Here is a 14218-nt window from a genome sequence, read left to right on the forward strand (position 1 = left end):
GCCTGTGGTGTACGTGTAGTGGAGGAGGGGTCATGCATTCGTTTTTTCTGCATCTTTCGATTGCCGACTGGGTGAACGACGCCGTGCAATCGTTCGTTACCCGCTACGGCGACAGCTTTCACCAATTCAGCATTGCGCTCTTACGCTATGTGCTCGTGCCGCTTGAAGGCGCTTTGCGCGCGCTACCGCCGTGGCTGATCCTGCTGGCGGTCGGCGCGGTGACGTGGAATGCAACGCGGCGCCTGAGCGTTGCCGGCTTCTTCATGCTGCTGCTCTATGCGATCGGTTGTTTCGGCCTCTGGGAAAAGCTGATGCAGACCCTCGCGTTGATGCTGGTGGCGACGGTGCTGTCGGTCTCGCTCGGCGTACCGCTCGGCATTCTCACCTCGCGCAGCGCATGGCTGCGGCGCGTGCTGTTGCCCACGCTCGACGTCATGCAAACGCTGCCCAGCTTCGTCTATCTGATTCCGGTGCTGATGCTGTTCGGCCTCGGCAAGGTGCCGGCGATCCTCGCCACCATCATCTATGCGCTGCCACCGCTGATTCGCCTGACCGATCTCGGCATCCGCCATGTGGACAGCGAGGTGGTGGAGGCGGCGCGCGCCTTCGGCACGACGCGCTGGCAATTGCTGGTGAACGTGCAGATGCCGCTGGCGCGGCCCAGCATCATGGCCGGCATCAACCAGACGACGATGATGGCGCTCTCCATGGTGGTGATCGCCTCGATGATCGGTTCGCGCGGCCTCGGCGAAGATGTGCTCGCCGGCATTCAGACCCTCGACGTGGGCAAGGGGACGCAGGCGGGTGTTGCCATCGTGATCCTCGCAATCGTGATCGACCGCATCAGCCAGGGCTATGGACAGGACCGCCGTGCGCGACGGGTATTAGCGCAGCGCAGAAAGGCCCGGGCGGCTTCGCGCATTCCTTATCGTGTGGGCAGCGCGAATACGGACGAAACATCGGCGGCTGATGGCGGGCTCGAAACCCGCACGGCCAAATGATTGGAAAAAGCGAGGAGAGCGACATGGCAGCGATTGAAGTCAACCACGTGTACAAGCTTTTCGGTCCGCCGGCCAGTCATGCGCGCGTGCTCGACCTGTTGCGAAGCGGCAAGGGCAAAGCCGATGTGCTGGCACAGACCGGATGCAATGTCGGCTTGAACGACGTCAGCCTGAATATCGGCGCGGGCGAAATCTTCGTGATCATGGGACTGTCCGGTTCCGGGAAGTCGACCCTGGTGCGCCATTTCAACCGGCTGATCGAGCCGACTGCGGGCGAGATCGTGATCGACGGTTCGGACGTCATCAAGCTCGGCGCGCAAGGCCTGCGTGACCTGCGCCGCTATAAGGTCAGCATGGTGTTCCAGAATTTCGGACTGTTGCCGCATCAGACCGTGCTCGACAATACAGCGTATGCATTGCGTGTGCGCGGCGAACGCAAGACTGAAGCCAATGAGAAAGCCCGTGTCTGGCTCGGCAAGGTGGGCCTGAACGGTTATGACGACCACTACCCGGACGAGTTATCCGGTGGCATGCGTCAGCGGGTCGGCTTGGCCCGCGCGCTAGCTGCCGATACAGACGTCCTGCTGATGGACGAAGCATTCTCCGCGCTCGACCCGCTGATTCGCACGGAAATGCAGGACCAGTTGCTGCAACTGCAGGCGACGCTAAAGAAGACCATCGTATTTATCACGCACGATCTCGACGAAGCGCTGCGGATCGGCAACCGCATTGCGATTCTGCGCGACGGCAAACTCGTACAGGAAGGGACGCCTAACGAGATCCTGACGCGCCCCGCGGATGACTACGTGAGGCGTTTTGTCGAGCGCCGCTCGGATCGCGGCACAGTCAGCCATTGATACAGTGCTTGTATGCGCGGGGTGCTGCGCCCGATTTTACGGTGCAATCTCCGGAATGTCGGGCAAGCCATCTTTGGGCCCGAGTATGTCATCGACCGCGAGGCTTTGGCAGTCGGGTGCCGAAGCCGCCGTCGCTGCAACGGTCTCGATTCCAGCATAACTTCCTGTGTCAGCGAAGTGAGTTGATTCCGCGCGCATGGCGACGCTGCAACCTTGCGACTCGAGCAGTGAGGTCGAGTTACTCGCGCGGCATTCCTTGTGCAAGCTGTCGGCCCAGCTTGCAAGGCCGAGGAGCTCACTCCGCTCTTTCGGATTCCGGACCAGTTCGGCGTACCTGGCATAGGCGAGCCCCGCGCGTGTCGGATCCATCTTGATGGCGCTCAAGTATTCGCGGCGCGCGCCGCTGTCATCGTCGAGCAGCTTGAGCGACTCCGCCAGATTGACGTGCGCTTCCTGATAGTCCGGTTTCAGATAAACGGCGATATGGAAATCGTCGCGCGCATTTTGCAGGTCGGACTCCGCTTCGGCCGAATGGCGGTCAGGTGCTTGCCTCGCCAGTGCCAGCCAGGCGCGGCCAATTGCATTGAACGCCGCCTCCCGTGACGAATGCAAGGCAATGGATCGTTCGAACGCGCCGATCGCCTGTTTGTGGCAACCGAGCTCGCTGAGTGCGACGCCCCAGTTATAGAAGCTCCAGGACGACGGGTATTCCGTGGATAGGCGGCTGACCGCGTTGATTTCGCCTTTGTAGTCGTGGTTCGCCTCGTTGATCTTCGAGAGTCCGAGGAGGGCCCATTTGTAGTTCGGCTGTTCGTCTCCGGCGTTGACGATGCTCGAAAATATCCGCTCAGGCTCGGAAAAATCGCAGGCTTTCTTGTCATCGTAGCAGCGCGTCTGGGCTTCGGCCGACTGGTACGAGGCGTAGATATAAGGACTGTGCTTCTTCAGCACATCAATGGCGACTTTGGGGAGTTTTTTCTTCAGATCGGCGATTGCGCCTTCGTCCGTGTCGAAATTATAAACGTGGCCGCGTTCCACCAGGACCAGGTGCAGAGTGCAGAGGTCTTTGGCGCAGGTTACGCTGCCTGAGATGGTCGAAACCGGAAGCGGCAGCGCCTCGCGCACGTATTGCAGGATCGTCTTTGCGGAAATGGAGGTGCCGGGCACCGAGAAATCCGGCATGTCGGAATCGAGCCTGATTTCTTCTTTGGCAGAGGCGGGTATCACGTTTGCCGCACTCTCTTCGAGGGAGATCAGTTGGCCCGCGACGAGTGACTGGACCACGTCGCTGGAGTAGCCGATTTTGGCGATTTCCTCGGGAACCGAGATATTTTCGATGACGGTCTCGCGTGCGGAGAGCAGTTTCCACAGCACGGCGCCGGCAAGACATGCGCCGATCAGAAGCAGCAGGTTCAGCGAAACCATGCGCAGGTTGGACGTGAAGGTTGCGAGCTTCGCAAGACGGTCTTCGTGCGGGGTGCCCGTTTCCTTGGGCGTCGGCCCTGGCTTCTGCCTAGGTTTCTGTTCCGGCTCGGGTCCGGATCCCGGGTGCGACTGATGGGTTGGCTTGACCGCTCTCAGATGCGGCGGGCGATCAGCTCCGCGATGATGTCTCGGTGCGTGCATGTTGCCTCCCCTCGGTGAGCCGGCTTCAACAAAACGAAGCTGCGAGGCGAGGATTTAACAATTGAGCGGTCTACGTGACCTGACGCTTTTAATCAGGTTCGACTGTCTCACGCACGATGCCGAAGTGCGTCTTGAGTCCATCCCAGCCGAGCGCCGTGACGGCCACCGATCGCGTGGCGGAAGATTTGCGCACCCAGCCCCATGCAAGAAAGGCATCCATCAGCCGGGCGCCTAACGGCCCCGCGACGTGAAACTGCCGCTCGGTCCAATCGAGACATTGACGTGCCAGTTCCGTTTCGCCGATCGGCGACTCGCCGATATCGATTCCGAGCTGCTGCAGCCACACATGGCCGGATGTGGTGAGCGCGTAGCGGCGCTCGCTCGCCTCGACGATGAAACCCCGCGTGAGCATGCTTTGCGTCACCGCGATGCTGATCTGGCCCGCCAGATGGTCATAGCAGCAGCGTGCGAAACGCAGCGCCTGCGCCGAGCGATTCGGCGTATTGCGCCACGCCGGGGTGACCGGGCCAACCGACGCGAGGCTTTCAAGCACATGAGAAACGTGCGCGCCGGCGAGGCGGTAATAGCGATGCCGGCCTTTGCTTTCCACGCTCAGCAAGCCGCCGTCGAGCAGCTTGGCGAGGTGCGAGCTGGCGGTCTGGGCAGTCACGCCCGCCGCTGCTGCAAGCGCGCCGGCCGACATGGTGCCGCCGTCGGCGAGCGTGATCAGCATCACCGAACGAACCGGTTCGGCGATCAGGTGTGCAACGCTCGAAATATTGTGCTGACCCATTTATGTGCAATGTCCGTCATTGATGCGTGAGCGACGCCTGCCGGCAGGCGAAAAGTTGTCCGCACGCACACTTCGATACAGCCCGAAGCATTCTCTGTGCGGGCCGCCGTATAGTCAACGGCGAAGCAGAAAATAGGGGCTGAAACTCTTGAACGATGAACGTGAATATCAGAAGCGGGTATTGATCGCGACGAGCCTCAGCTACGTCATTGTCATCCTGGATACGTCGATCGTAAACGTCGCGCTTGAGCCGGTTGCGGCCAGTCTGGGCTCGGATATTGCCGGGCTGCAGTGGGTGGTCAACGCTTACACGCTGACGTTTGCCAGCCTGCTGTTGAGCGGCGGCGCGCTAGGCGACCGGATCGGCGCGAAAACGGTCTATCTCGCCGGACTGCTGGTCTTCGCTTGCGCATCGGCGTTATGTGGATTGGCGCCGGATTTGCAGATTCTGGTGGTTGCGCGGGTATTGCAAGGTGTCGGCGCGGCATTATTGGTGCCGTGTTCGCTGACCCTGATCAATCATGCCTTTCCGGTTGCCCGGCAGCGCGCGAGCGCGATCGGCGTATTGGCCGGATGCGGCGGTATCGCGATGGCGGCGGGGCCTCTCGCCGGTGGTCTGCTAACTCATCTGCTCGGCTGGCGCAGTATTTTTCTGGTGAACGTGCCGATCGCGCTGATCGGCGCGTGGCTGACCACGCGCATCGGTGCGGTGCGGCCGGCCAGCTCGGACAGGTCGATGGATGTCGCCGGGCAACTGCTTGCCGTTGTTGCGCTTGGCGCGTCGGTAGCCGTGCTGATCGAGGGGGCGAAGCTCGGATGGCAGGCGGCCGTGATACGGGCTGGTGCGGTGATTGCGCTTGCCGCCTGGGTTGCATTCGTGCTGGTCGAGGGCAGGCGCAAACAACCGATGCTGCCGTTAGGCTTCTTTCGTAGTCCAGTATTTTCAGCGTCGGCATTCGTTTCGTTGATTTCCGGTCTGATTTTCTATGGCTTGTTTTTCCTGTTGAGCTTGTACTTCCAGTCTGCACGCGGATGGTCGCCATTGCAGACCGGCCTCGAATTCCTGCCGTTGACCGTGATGGTGGCCATCGGCAGCTTTGCATCCGGTGCGTTGAACCGGACGTATGGTGCGCACCGGCTCGTTTGTGCCGGCTTCGTGCTGTATGCGGTGGGTTTCGTTGGGCTCGTCGCGCTCGCGGACAATGCGCCGTACTGGCGTATTGCGCTTTGCTTTCCCGCAGTCGGTTTCGCGGCGGGGGTGATTTCGCCGGCGGCGACCGCCGCGCTGATGACAGCGGTGGACAAGGCGCGTGCCGGCGTCGGGGCGGGTGTGCTCAACGCGAGCCGGCAGACTGGGGCCGCTTTTGGCGTCGCGATCTTCGGCGCGCTGATGAGCGCGATCCAGCCAGTCGACGTGGGGATTCGCGTGGCGGTCTATCTGGCGATCGGCCTGTCGCTGCTGGGCGCGCTGGTTTGGAGTGTCGCTTTGGCCGTGGCGACGCGTTATGCGGGCAGCGATGCCTGGTAAGCGGGACGAACCGTAAAAAGAGCGGCGCGCTGGGCAGTATCGGCGCTTCGCCGGCTCGAACATCTCGTGAGCAGCTTGGCTGCTGCGTTGCCGGTTGATCGCGTTAGTCACGTAAAAACGACCTGGCCACATTCGTAGAAGCGGGTGCAATGCCCGCTCATGGCCCCTCATGTGGACCAGGCGATTTATTATCGCTGGTACTAGTCAGGTGCATTTTCGGCCACCGATACTGAACTCATCTGCTATGGCCGCCGTGCCACATCCGCTCGCCGCGGAGCGCCGCTACCCCGGGCCAGTCCTGCATTGGCAGGCGGATTCAGCAGAGACGATTTCATCGCTTACGAAAAGCAGACGGAGACTTCATGCTCAAGTTCGTGATCGGGATCGGCATCCCCTATATCGGTGTGATAGGCCTGCTGCCCTGGGTCGCTTCGGTCGATCGATTCGTCTTCGGCGTGCCGTTCATCTATGCGTGGATTTTCGCGTGGTTTGTCCTGACGTCCATCTGCCTGCAGGTGTGCTGGCGTCTGTTCGATCGTCGCGCGGACGAAGCCGATCCGCAAACCAACTGAAGCAGCAGGAGAGCCAGGATGTCCACCGTTGTCTTTCTCGGTTTGATTCTCTTTTCGCTGTATCTGGCGATACGGTCCAAAAAAGGACATGGCGCGCAAAGCGTGCATGACTTCTTTGTCGCGTCCCGGCAGTTTGGCGCGTATCTGGTGTTCTTTCTCGCTGCGGGCGAAATCTACAGTATCGGTACGATGGTCGGCTTTCCTGGCGGCATCTACGCGAAGGGCCCCACGTATGGAGTCTGGTTCCTGGGATACATCCTGCTGGCATATCCCGTCGGCTATTTCATTGGGCCGAAAATCTGGGAGGCCGGCAAACGCTACAACGCGATTACGCTGCCCGACCTGTTCAAAGGCTATTTCAGCAACCGTGCGCTGGAGGTGATCGTCGCCGGATCAGCGATTTTGTTCCTGCTGCCCTGGGGCGAGTTGCAATTCACGGGACTCGTTGCCGCGTTCAAAGGGCTCGGCTGGAACTTTCAGCCGCTCTATCTGATTCTGATTTCAGCGATGCTGGCATTCACCTACATCGCCATTTCCGGCGTGCGGGCGTCGGCGTACATCGCGATCCTGAAAGACGTGCTGATGGTCGTGGCGATCGTGATCACCGGACTCGCGGTTTCGTGGCAAGCCGGTGTCACGGAAGTTTTTCATGCGGCGAGCCTGCACGTCAGCAACAGCATGAACGCCAGTCAACTGACGTTTTCGATGAGCACCATGCTGTTCCAGTCGTTGGGGTTCTATGTGATGCCGTTCGCCGTGCAGGTCTTCTTCACGGCCACCAGCCCGAACACGATCCGGCGCACGCAGGTCGCCATGCCGCTGTACATGCTGATGTATCCGTTTCTGGTTATCGCTTCGTACTACGCGATCAGTCAGAACCTGCATCTCGCGTCGCCGAATGAAGCGTTCTTTGCGGCAGCGATCCGGCTGCTGCCGGGCTGGTTGCTGGGTCTGGTCGCGGCCGGCGCCGCGCTTTCGGGTCTGCTGGTACTGACGGGTATCTGCCTCGCCATCGGCCCGCTCGTAACGCGCAATCTGTTGCCGAAGATGCCCGAGAGCAGGCAGAAAGCCACCGCGAAAACGGTGATCGTGGTCTATCTGCTGGTCTCTATCGTGATGACTTTGCTGACGCCGAATCTGATGCTCACCCTAATCAATACCGCGTACTACGGCGTGACCCAGTTTTTCCCGGGCGTGATGGTCATTCTGTTTTCGCTTCGAGTCAAACCAGCCGCTGTTGCAACGGGTATTCTGACTGGCCAGATCCTCGCGATCATCCTTTACATCCTTCATGTCGATCTCGGCGGATTCAACCTGGGCCTGCTGTGCCTCGTGATCAATATCGCGGTGACTGCGGTGCTGAACCATGGTTGGAAGCGTAAGCCGGTGCATGCGCTGTCCTGATCATTCGGCCTGTGTCCTAAACCAAAGAACAGCTATCCATGAATCCGATTGAACGAAGTCCCATCACTGTCTTCGTTGCCAGAAAAATTCTGACGATGAATCCGGCCCAGCCGCAGGCCACGCATGTTGCCGTGCGAGACGGCAGAATTCTCTCCGTCGGTAATCTGGAGGACGTGAGCCGCTGGGGCGAGGCTGAGATCGTCGACACGTTCTGCGACAAGGTGCTGATGCCCGGTCTTGTTGAAGGGCATTGCCATCTGATGGAAGGCGCCATGTGGGATGCCGTGTATCTCGGCTACTACGACCGGCGCGGCCCTGACGGCAAACTGTGGCGAGGACTGAGAACGCTGGACGAGGTGATCGAACGGCTCGCCGAAGCGCAACGTGTCATGACCGATGCTGAAGCGCCTCTGCTTGCATGGGGCTTCGATCCGATTTTCTTCGGCGCGAGCCGTCTGTCGGTTAGAGAACTCGATACCGTTTCCGCGAGCCGGCCCATTGTCGTGCTGCACGCGAGTGTGCACCTGATGAACGTCAACTCCGCGATGCTCGCGCTCGCCGGTATTGACGACGACACGGACATCGACGGGATCGACAAGGATAACGAAGGCCGGCCGACCGGCGAACTGCAGGAATTCGCCGCCATGTTCCCGGTGTATCAGGTGATAGGCAGCCAGCTTTCCATTGCGGCGAGCGAAAAGACCGAGGCCATCTGGAACTTCGGCAAGGTCGCGCAACTCGCGGGCGTGACCACCGCGACGGATCTGGTCAACGATCTGTCGGCGCTGGGCAATCGCAACCTGCGCGAAGTCACAGCTGATCCGCAGTATCCGGTCAGAATCGTGCCCGCCTTTGCTCCGCAGCGAAGCCCTGATAACGGCGTCGAAAAAGTACTGTCGGCCGTTCACGGCAGCACGGAGAAATTGCGGTTTGGCCCGGTTAAATTTATCGTCGATGGGTCGATTCAGGGCTTTACGGCGCGGCTTAAATGGCCGGGTTATGTCGGCGGGCAGCCGAACGGCTTGTGGCTGATTCCGCCGAGCCAGTTGGAAGAAGTGTTCACGCCGTTTCACCGCGCGGGGCTGCAGCTTCATATTCATACCAACGGCGACGAAGCCACCGAAGTCGTATTGAACGCGATCGAGAAGATGCTCGACGCCTGTCCACGCAGCGACCACCGCCACACGCTGCAGCACTGTCAGATGGCCGACGCGAGCCAGTTGGCCCGCGCGGCGAAACTCGGCATGTGCATCAACTTTTTCTCCAACCATATCTACTACTGGGGCGATGCCCACTACGCACAGACCATGGGCCCCGATCGCGCGAACCGCATGAACGCCGCGGGAACGGCGCGGCGTCTGGGCATTCCCTATGCCTTTCATTCGGATGCGCCGATTACGCAGTTGAGTCCGCTATTCACAGCGTGGTGCGCAGTGCAGCGCAAGACGGCCAGCGGTCGCGTGCTGGGTGAGAGCGAATGTATCCCCGTGGCGGACGCATTGCGCGCGGTTACGCTGGGAGCCGCCTATACGCTGAAGATGGAGCATCTGATCGGCAGCATTGAGGTGGGCAAATTCGCGGACTTCGCCGTGCTTGAGGACGACCCGACCGAGGTCGCGCCCGAGCAGTTGAAGGACGTCGAAGTGTGGGGCACGGTGCTGGGCGGCCGTGTGTTTCAGTCGCCGGCAAAATGAACGACGTGACGCAGTCTGGCGTTCGGCCACCCATTCCGCTGGTGGTGCTCGGCGGCTATCTCGGTGCGGGAAAGACGACTCTGCTTAATCATGTGCTCTCGAATGCGGGGCAGCGCAGGGTGGCGGTGCTGGTCAACGATTTCGGCGATATCAATATCGACGCCGCATTGATTCGCGAACGCACGGACGACGTCATCAATCTGGAGAATGGTTGCGTTTGCTGCTCGATTGGCGGTCGCCTCGTCGATGCGCTCGTGAAAATCAGCGCGCGTCCCGAGCGTCCTGAGTTGTTGATCATCGAAGCCAGCGGTGTTTCCGATCCCGTGAAGATCGCGCAGATCGGTCTGCTCGACCGGGCATTCAGGTTGGTCGGGATCATCGTTGCTGTGGATGCAGAGCGGATCGGTGCGACCTTGCTTGATCCGTATGTCGGCGATATTGTGCGCCGGCAGATTGCGGGTGCGACGGCCCTTGTGCTCACCAAGACCGACCTTGTAACCGAGAAGGAAAAGGTTGCAGCGACGGAAGCGGTGTTGGCGCTCGCGACCACGTCTATCCTGCTCGAATCCGCAAACGGGTCCATCCCGCTGGAGTTGATTTTCGACGCGAGTGTCGCGCCTCGTCATCGCACCGGTGGGCCCGCTCTCGCGCCGAGCGGGCACCTCAATAGCCATCAGGGCATCTGCAGCTTTTCCTTCCGCTCGGACTTTCGCCTCGACAGGAAGAAACTCAAGGACGTGTTTCGCACGTTGACGGTCCCGCTATTGCGAGCGAAGGGCATCGTATGGCTCGACCAGGATGCTTCTCCCCAGGAGCTCCATGTGGTCGGCGGTCGCATTCTGATCACGCCGTTCGCGGGTCATTTCGCGGGTCACGCAGCGGGCGAATCGACGATCGTTCTGATCGGTCGCTTTAGCGACGAAGACGAGCGTACCGTGAAGCGCTGCCTCGAAAGCACGCAAGTGCTGAACTAGCGTCAGCCTCGCGCGAGCGTGCCGCGATCATCGCGCCCGGCACGTCAGGCACAGTAAGGCCCCCAAGCCCCCAACGGCCCGATTCCGAAAACCCGGTTCGAGGCCAGTCAACCCGCGTCTCCTCGCCGCACGCTGCACCAGGCGAAACCAGCGCACTGGCCCTACCGTCGAGTGGTCACCAAACTTACACTTTTCCATAAGAGATCGCCGCTTAGGCAAGCTCACGAGTCGCACCCAATTCACCAAGCAGGAGACATTGCATGGCCACAACAGAAACGTCCGCATCGAAAGTCACCGCGGACACGCTCGCCGCATTTTCTGCCGCGTTCAATCGTCACGATGCGAATGCGCTGATGGACTTCATGACCGAAGACTGTGTGTTCGACGCCGCCGGCGGAAGCGAAGTCTATGGCGCGCGCTTCGTCGGTCGCGACGCGGTGCGCGGAGCCTTCGAAACGGTCTTCAAGACTTTCCCGGATGCGCATTGGGGAAAGGGCCGTCACTACGTCATCGGGGAACGCGGTGTGTCCGAATGGGTATTCACGGGGACGCATGCGGAAGGCTGGCGCATCGAAGCAGAAGGGTGCGATCTCTTCGAGTTCCGCGATGGTCTGATCGCAGTCAAGCGCGCGTTCCGCAAGGAACGTCCCAAGCAGAACGTTTGACGCCGACGAGGAGCTTCTCATGGAGCAAAGTGTCATCACACGGGTCGGCGAAGGTTTGTCCGCAGGGCGGGACAGCGCAACACAGTATGACCCGAGATACGACCCGCTGGTCTCGCCGGGACCGGGGCACGGCAAGCAATACGCGCCGACCTATTGGGCCGCGACAGCCGGCACGCCGCCGCCGGACGATGGTCCGATCACGAAAGATATCGACGTGGACGTGGCGATCATCGGCGCAGGGTATACGGGGCTCGCGACGGCGCTGTGTCTCGCGCGCGAGCATGGTATCAAGGCTGTGGTGCTCGAAGCCAACAAAACCAGTTGGGGCTGCAGCAGCCGCAATGGCGGACAAGGGCAGAATGCGTCGGGACGCCTGTCGCGTTCCCAATGGATCGAGCGTTGGGGCAAAGACGTCGCGTTGAAAATGCACGACGAGATCCAGGAAGGCTTCGACAACTTCAAGTCCCTGGTGGCCGAAATAGATTGCGATCCGCAGCCGGGTGGCCACTTTCTGATTGCACACCGGCCGCGCATGATGGACAAACTCGCCGCCGAAGCCAAAGTCTGGAAAGACGTTTTCGGTTATCCGTCCGAGCTCATCGATCAGGCCACGTTGCGCCGCGAATACGTCAACGATTGCGAGGCGGCTGGCGCGCTCCATGAACCCGAAGGCATCGGCATCCACGCGTTGAAGCTCGCGTATGGCTATCTGCGGCTCGCACGCGAAGCAGGTGCGCGCGTTCATCCGGCGAGCCCGGTGATCGGCTGGGAAACCATCAACGGCATTCATCATTTGCGCACGCCGGGCGGTATCGTGCGGGCCCGCTCCGTGGGTATCGCAACCGGCGCGTATACGGCGCCGGATCTTCATCCTTCGCTGACACGCCGGGTGATGCCCATCCTGTCGAATTCGATGGTGACGCGTCCACTCACGCAGCAGGAAATCGCCGCCTGCAATTTTCGAACGACCCAGGTGCTCACCGATACGCGCACGCTGCGTTTCTACTACCGCTTCCTGCCGGACAACCGGCTGCAGATCGGCAGTCGTAGCGCGATCACCGGTGCGGATGCGCCGAATCCGCGCCACTACGAGTTGCTCATCGAAGGGATGGGCCGCAAGTTTCCGGCATTGCGCGGTGTCCAGATCGACTATTCATGGTGGGGCTGGGTGGATGTGAGTCACGACATGATGCCGCGCGTGTGCCAGCCGGATCCGAAACAGTCGGTGTTTTACGCACTGGGCTATGGTGGCAACGGTGTGTCATATTCCCAGCAGGCGGGGCGACGCCTTGCCGAACGGATTGCAGGTAAAGGGTCGAAGCAGACGTTGCCGATCTTCACGTCTCCATTGCCCGGCCATCCGTTCGCGCCGTTCCGTCGCATTGGACAACGGATGCTCTACCAGTTGTATTTCCGGCGCGACGAGAAACCTTGAGCGCGGCCTGCGTGCCGCGTTATCCGCGGCACGTTGTTCGCCAGCCGTCGTGCGTCACTTGCGCGGCGTTGCGCAGCCAGACAGGTCTGCGCGTTAAATCATAAGAAAAGACACGATGCAGCGGAACGCGCAAGCGTCCTCGCTCGATCCGAATTGACGGCGCTCAGGTTCCGGGAATGCGCGCAGCTTCGCATCCCGCACGACAGGCGCCGCCATCAACAGGATGTGGAGGTGACATGCAGGTATCGAACAAGAGTGAACTGAAGACCGGCCTCAAGGAGCGCCACATGACCATGATCGCGCTAGGCGGCGTGATCGGCGCGGGCCTGTTTGTCGGCAGCGGCGTGGTGGTCCAGCAGGCCGGCCCGGCGGCAGTTCTGTCGTTTCTGATTACCGGCGGCCTGATTGTGCTCGTCATGCGCATGCTCGGAGAAATGGCGTGCGCCATGCCGGCGGTGGGTTCGTTTTATGAATACGCGCGCCTCGCCTTTGCGGGCAAGCGCGGGCCGGGCAAACTGGCCGGCTTTCTGACCGGCTGGATGTACTGGTATTTCTGGGTCATCGTCGTGGCCGTCGAGGCGGTGGCCGGCGCGAAACTGGTTCAATTCTGGCTGCCGGATACGCCGGCATGGGCGATCAGTCTCGTGCTGCTGGTCGTGTTGACCGCGACCAACCTGATCTCGGTGGGCAGCTACGGGGAGTTCGAGTTCTGGTTCGCGTCCATCAAGGTGGCGGCGATCATCGTGTTCCTGTTCCTCGGCGCGCTCTACGTTCTGGGTCTGTGGCCTGCGTCGATGCATACCACCTCGGTGATGCCGACGCTGCTGTCGCACGGCGGGTTGATGCCGAAGGGGATCGGGCCAGTGCTGAGCGGCGCAGTTGCCGCGACCGGTTTTTACTTTGGCGCAGAGATCGTCACGATTGCCGCCGCTGAAGCACATGAGCCGGTCAAGGCCGTCGCCAAAGCCACCAATTCGGTGATCACCCGCGTGCTGATTTTCTATGTCGGCTCGATTCTGCTGGTCGTGGCGCTGGTGCCGTGGGACTCGCCGAAGATGGCGACACCCTATGTGAGCGCGCTCAGTGCAATGGGTATCCCGGCCGCCGCCAATGTCATGAACGCAATCGTGTTGACTGCGGTGCTGTCCGCGCTCAATTCCGGCCTTTACGCCGCATCGCGGATGATGTTTGCGTTGACTCGCCACGGCGATGCGCCGGCTGCGCTTGCCAAGGTCAATCGCCGCGGCGTTCCCGTTCGCGCGATTCTGATCGGCACCTTGTTCGGCTATGTGTCGGTCGTCATGTCTTACGTATCGCCCGACACGGTGTTCGCATTCCTTGTCAATTCGTACGGCACGGTGGCCATTTTCGTCTACGTGCTGATCGCCGTGTCGCAACTGAAGCTGCGCGCCCGGCTCGAACGTGAAGCGCCGGAGATGCTGCGCGTGAGGATGTGGTGCTATCCGTATCTGACCTGTTTTGCGATCGTCGGCATGATCGGCATTCTGGTGGCCATGGCGTTCATACCGGACCAGCGCACGCCGCTGTGGCTCGGGGTGGTGAGTCTCGGCGTGCTGCTCGTGGCATATGTATGGCGGGCCCGAAAAAGCGGTGTAGCGTCAACTGAACCGGAATTCGTGGACTATCGGCCGCGTACTCATTGAGGCTT

The 14218-nt window shown here is 60.9% G+C and carries 12 protein-coding genes; 10 read left to right on the forward strand and 2 right to left on the reverse strand.

Features of this window, described 5'->3' with window-relative positions; all coding sequences use genetic code 11:
- Positions 1-32 precede the first annotated feature (32 nt).
- Positions 33-1001, forward strand: coding sequence for an ABC transporter permease (locus KHO30_RS26110; RefSeq protein ID WP_211702758.1), 969 nt, complete (start codon positions 33-35; stop codon positions 999-1001).
- 23 nt (positions 1002-1024) lie between these two features.
- Positions 1025-1858, forward strand: coding sequence for a quaternary amine ABC transporter ATP-binding protein (locus KHO30_RS26115; RefSeq protein WP_211702759.1), 834 nt, complete (start codon positions 1025-1027; stop codon positions 1856-1858).
- 36 nt (positions 1859-1894) lie between these two features.
- Here KHO30_RS26115 and KHO30_RS26120 read toward each other — a convergent pair whose 3' ends face one another.
- Entirely contained in the window at positions 1895-3232 is a 1338-nt protein-coding gene (locus KHO30_RS26120; RefSeq protein WP_200651284.1) for a tetratricopeptide repeat protein, read from the reverse strand.
- A 340-nt stretch (positions 3233-3572) separates the two neighbouring features.
- Positions 3573-4277 (reverse strand): ArsR/SmtB family transcription factor, encoded by a 705-nt coding sequence (locus KHO30_RS26125; RefSeq protein ID WP_211702760.1) that lies wholly within the window; start codon positions 4275-4277, stop codon positions 3573-3575.
- A gap of 148 nt (positions 4278-4425) precedes the next feature.
- Between KHO30_RS26125 and KHO30_RS26130 the strand changes: the two genes are divergently transcribed.
- From KHO30_RS26130 to KHO30_RS26165, 8 genes are all read left to right on the forward strand, one after another.
- Positions 4426-5805, forward strand: a complete 1380-nt coding sequence (locus KHO30_RS26130) for an MFS transporter (RefSeq protein WP_244864134.1) — start codon at positions 4426-4428, stop codon at positions 5803-5805.
- Positions 5806-6167: 362 nt separating this feature from the next.
- Complete coding sequence (locus tag KHO30_RS26135; RefSeq protein WP_211702761.1) at positions 6168-6377, forward strand: DUF3311 domain-containing protein; 210 nt, start codon at positions 6168-6170, stop codon at positions 6375-6377.
- A gap of 18 nt (positions 6378-6395) precedes the next feature.
- Complete coding sequence (locus tag KHO30_RS26140; RefSeq protein WP_211702762.1) at positions 6396-7781, forward strand: sodium:solute symporter family protein; 1386 nt, start codon at positions 6396-6398, stop codon at positions 7779-7781.
- Positions 7782-7819: 38 nt separating this feature from the next.
- Complete coding sequence (locus KHO30_RS26145; RefSeq protein ID WP_211702763.1) at positions 7820-9475, forward strand: amidohydrolase; 1656 nt, start codon at positions 7820-7822, stop codon at positions 9473-9475.
- On the forward strand, positions 9472-10449 hold the full coding sequence (locus KHO30_RS26150; protein ID WP_211702764.1) for a CobW family GTP-binding protein: 978 nt from the start codon (positions 9472-9474) through the stop codon (positions 10447-10449). The genes KHO30_RS26145 and KHO30_RS26150 overlap by 4 nt, the downstream gene beginning before the upstream one ends.
- Positions 10450-10709: 260 nt before the next feature.
- On the forward strand, positions 10710-11114 hold the full coding sequence (locus KHO30_RS26155; RefSeq protein ID WP_211702765.1) for a nuclear transport factor 2 family protein: 405 nt from the start codon (positions 10710-10712) through the stop codon (positions 11112-11114).
- Positions 11115-11133: 19 nt separating this feature from the next.
- Positions 11134-12549, forward strand: coding sequence for an NAD(P)/FAD-dependent oxidoreductase (locus tag KHO30_RS26160; protein WP_211702766.1), 1416 nt, complete (start codon positions 11134-11136; stop codon positions 12547-12549).
- Positions 12550-12785: 236 nt separating this feature from the next.
- On the forward strand, positions 12786-14213 hold the full coding sequence (locus KHO30_RS26165) for an amino acid permease (protein WP_200651290.1): 1428 nt from the start codon (positions 12786-12788) through the stop codon (positions 14211-14213).
- The last annotated feature ends 5 nt before the right edge of the window (positions 14214-14218 follow it).

Origin of the sequence: Paraburkholderia aspalathi, assembly GCF_905220735.1 — a bacterium.
GTDB classification, from domain to species: domain Bacteria; phylum Pseudomonadota; class Gammaproteobacteria; order Burkholderiales; family Burkholderiaceae; genus Paraburkholderia; species Paraburkholderia aspalathi.

Coding starts and splice junctions, on each gene's coding strand:
- KHO30_RS26110 (WP_211702758.1), top strand. CDS start 33: ATGCATTCGTTTTTTCTGCATCTTTCGATTGCCGACTGGGTGAACGAC.
- KHO30_RS26115 (WP_211702759.1), top strand. CDS start 1,025: ATGGCAGCGATTGAAGTCAACCACGTGTACAAGCTTTTCGGTCCGCCG.
- KHO30_RS26125 (WP_211702760.1), bottom strand. CDS start 4,277: ATGGGTCAGCACAATATTTCGAGCGTTGCACACCTGATCGCCGAACCG.
- KHO30_RS26135 (WP_211702761.1), top strand. CDS start 6,168: ATGCTCAAGTTCGTGATCGGGATCGGCATCCCCTATATCGGTGTGATA.
- KHO30_RS26140 (WP_211702762.1), top strand. CDS start 6,396: ATGTCCACCGTTGTCTTTCTCGGTTTGATTCTCTTTTCGCTGTATCTG.
- KHO30_RS26145 (WP_211702763.1), top strand. CDS start 7,820: ATGAATCCGATTGAACGAAGTCCCATCACTGTCTTCGTTGCCAGAAAA.
- KHO30_RS26150 (WP_211702764.1), top strand. CDS start 9,472: ATGAACGACGTGACGCAGTCTGGCGTTCGGCCACCCATTCCGCTGGTG.
- KHO30_RS26155 (WP_211702765.1), top strand. CDS start 10,710: ATGGCCACAACAGAAACGTCCGCATCGAAAGTCACCGCGGACACGCTC.
- KHO30_RS26160 (WP_211702766.1), top strand. CDS start 11,134: ATGGAGCAAAGTGTCATCACACGGGTCGGCGAAGGTTTGTCCGCAGGG.
- KHO30_RS26165 (WP_200651290.1), top strand. CDS start 12,786: ATGCAGGTATCGAACAAGAGTGAACTGAAGACCGGCCTCAAGGAGCGC.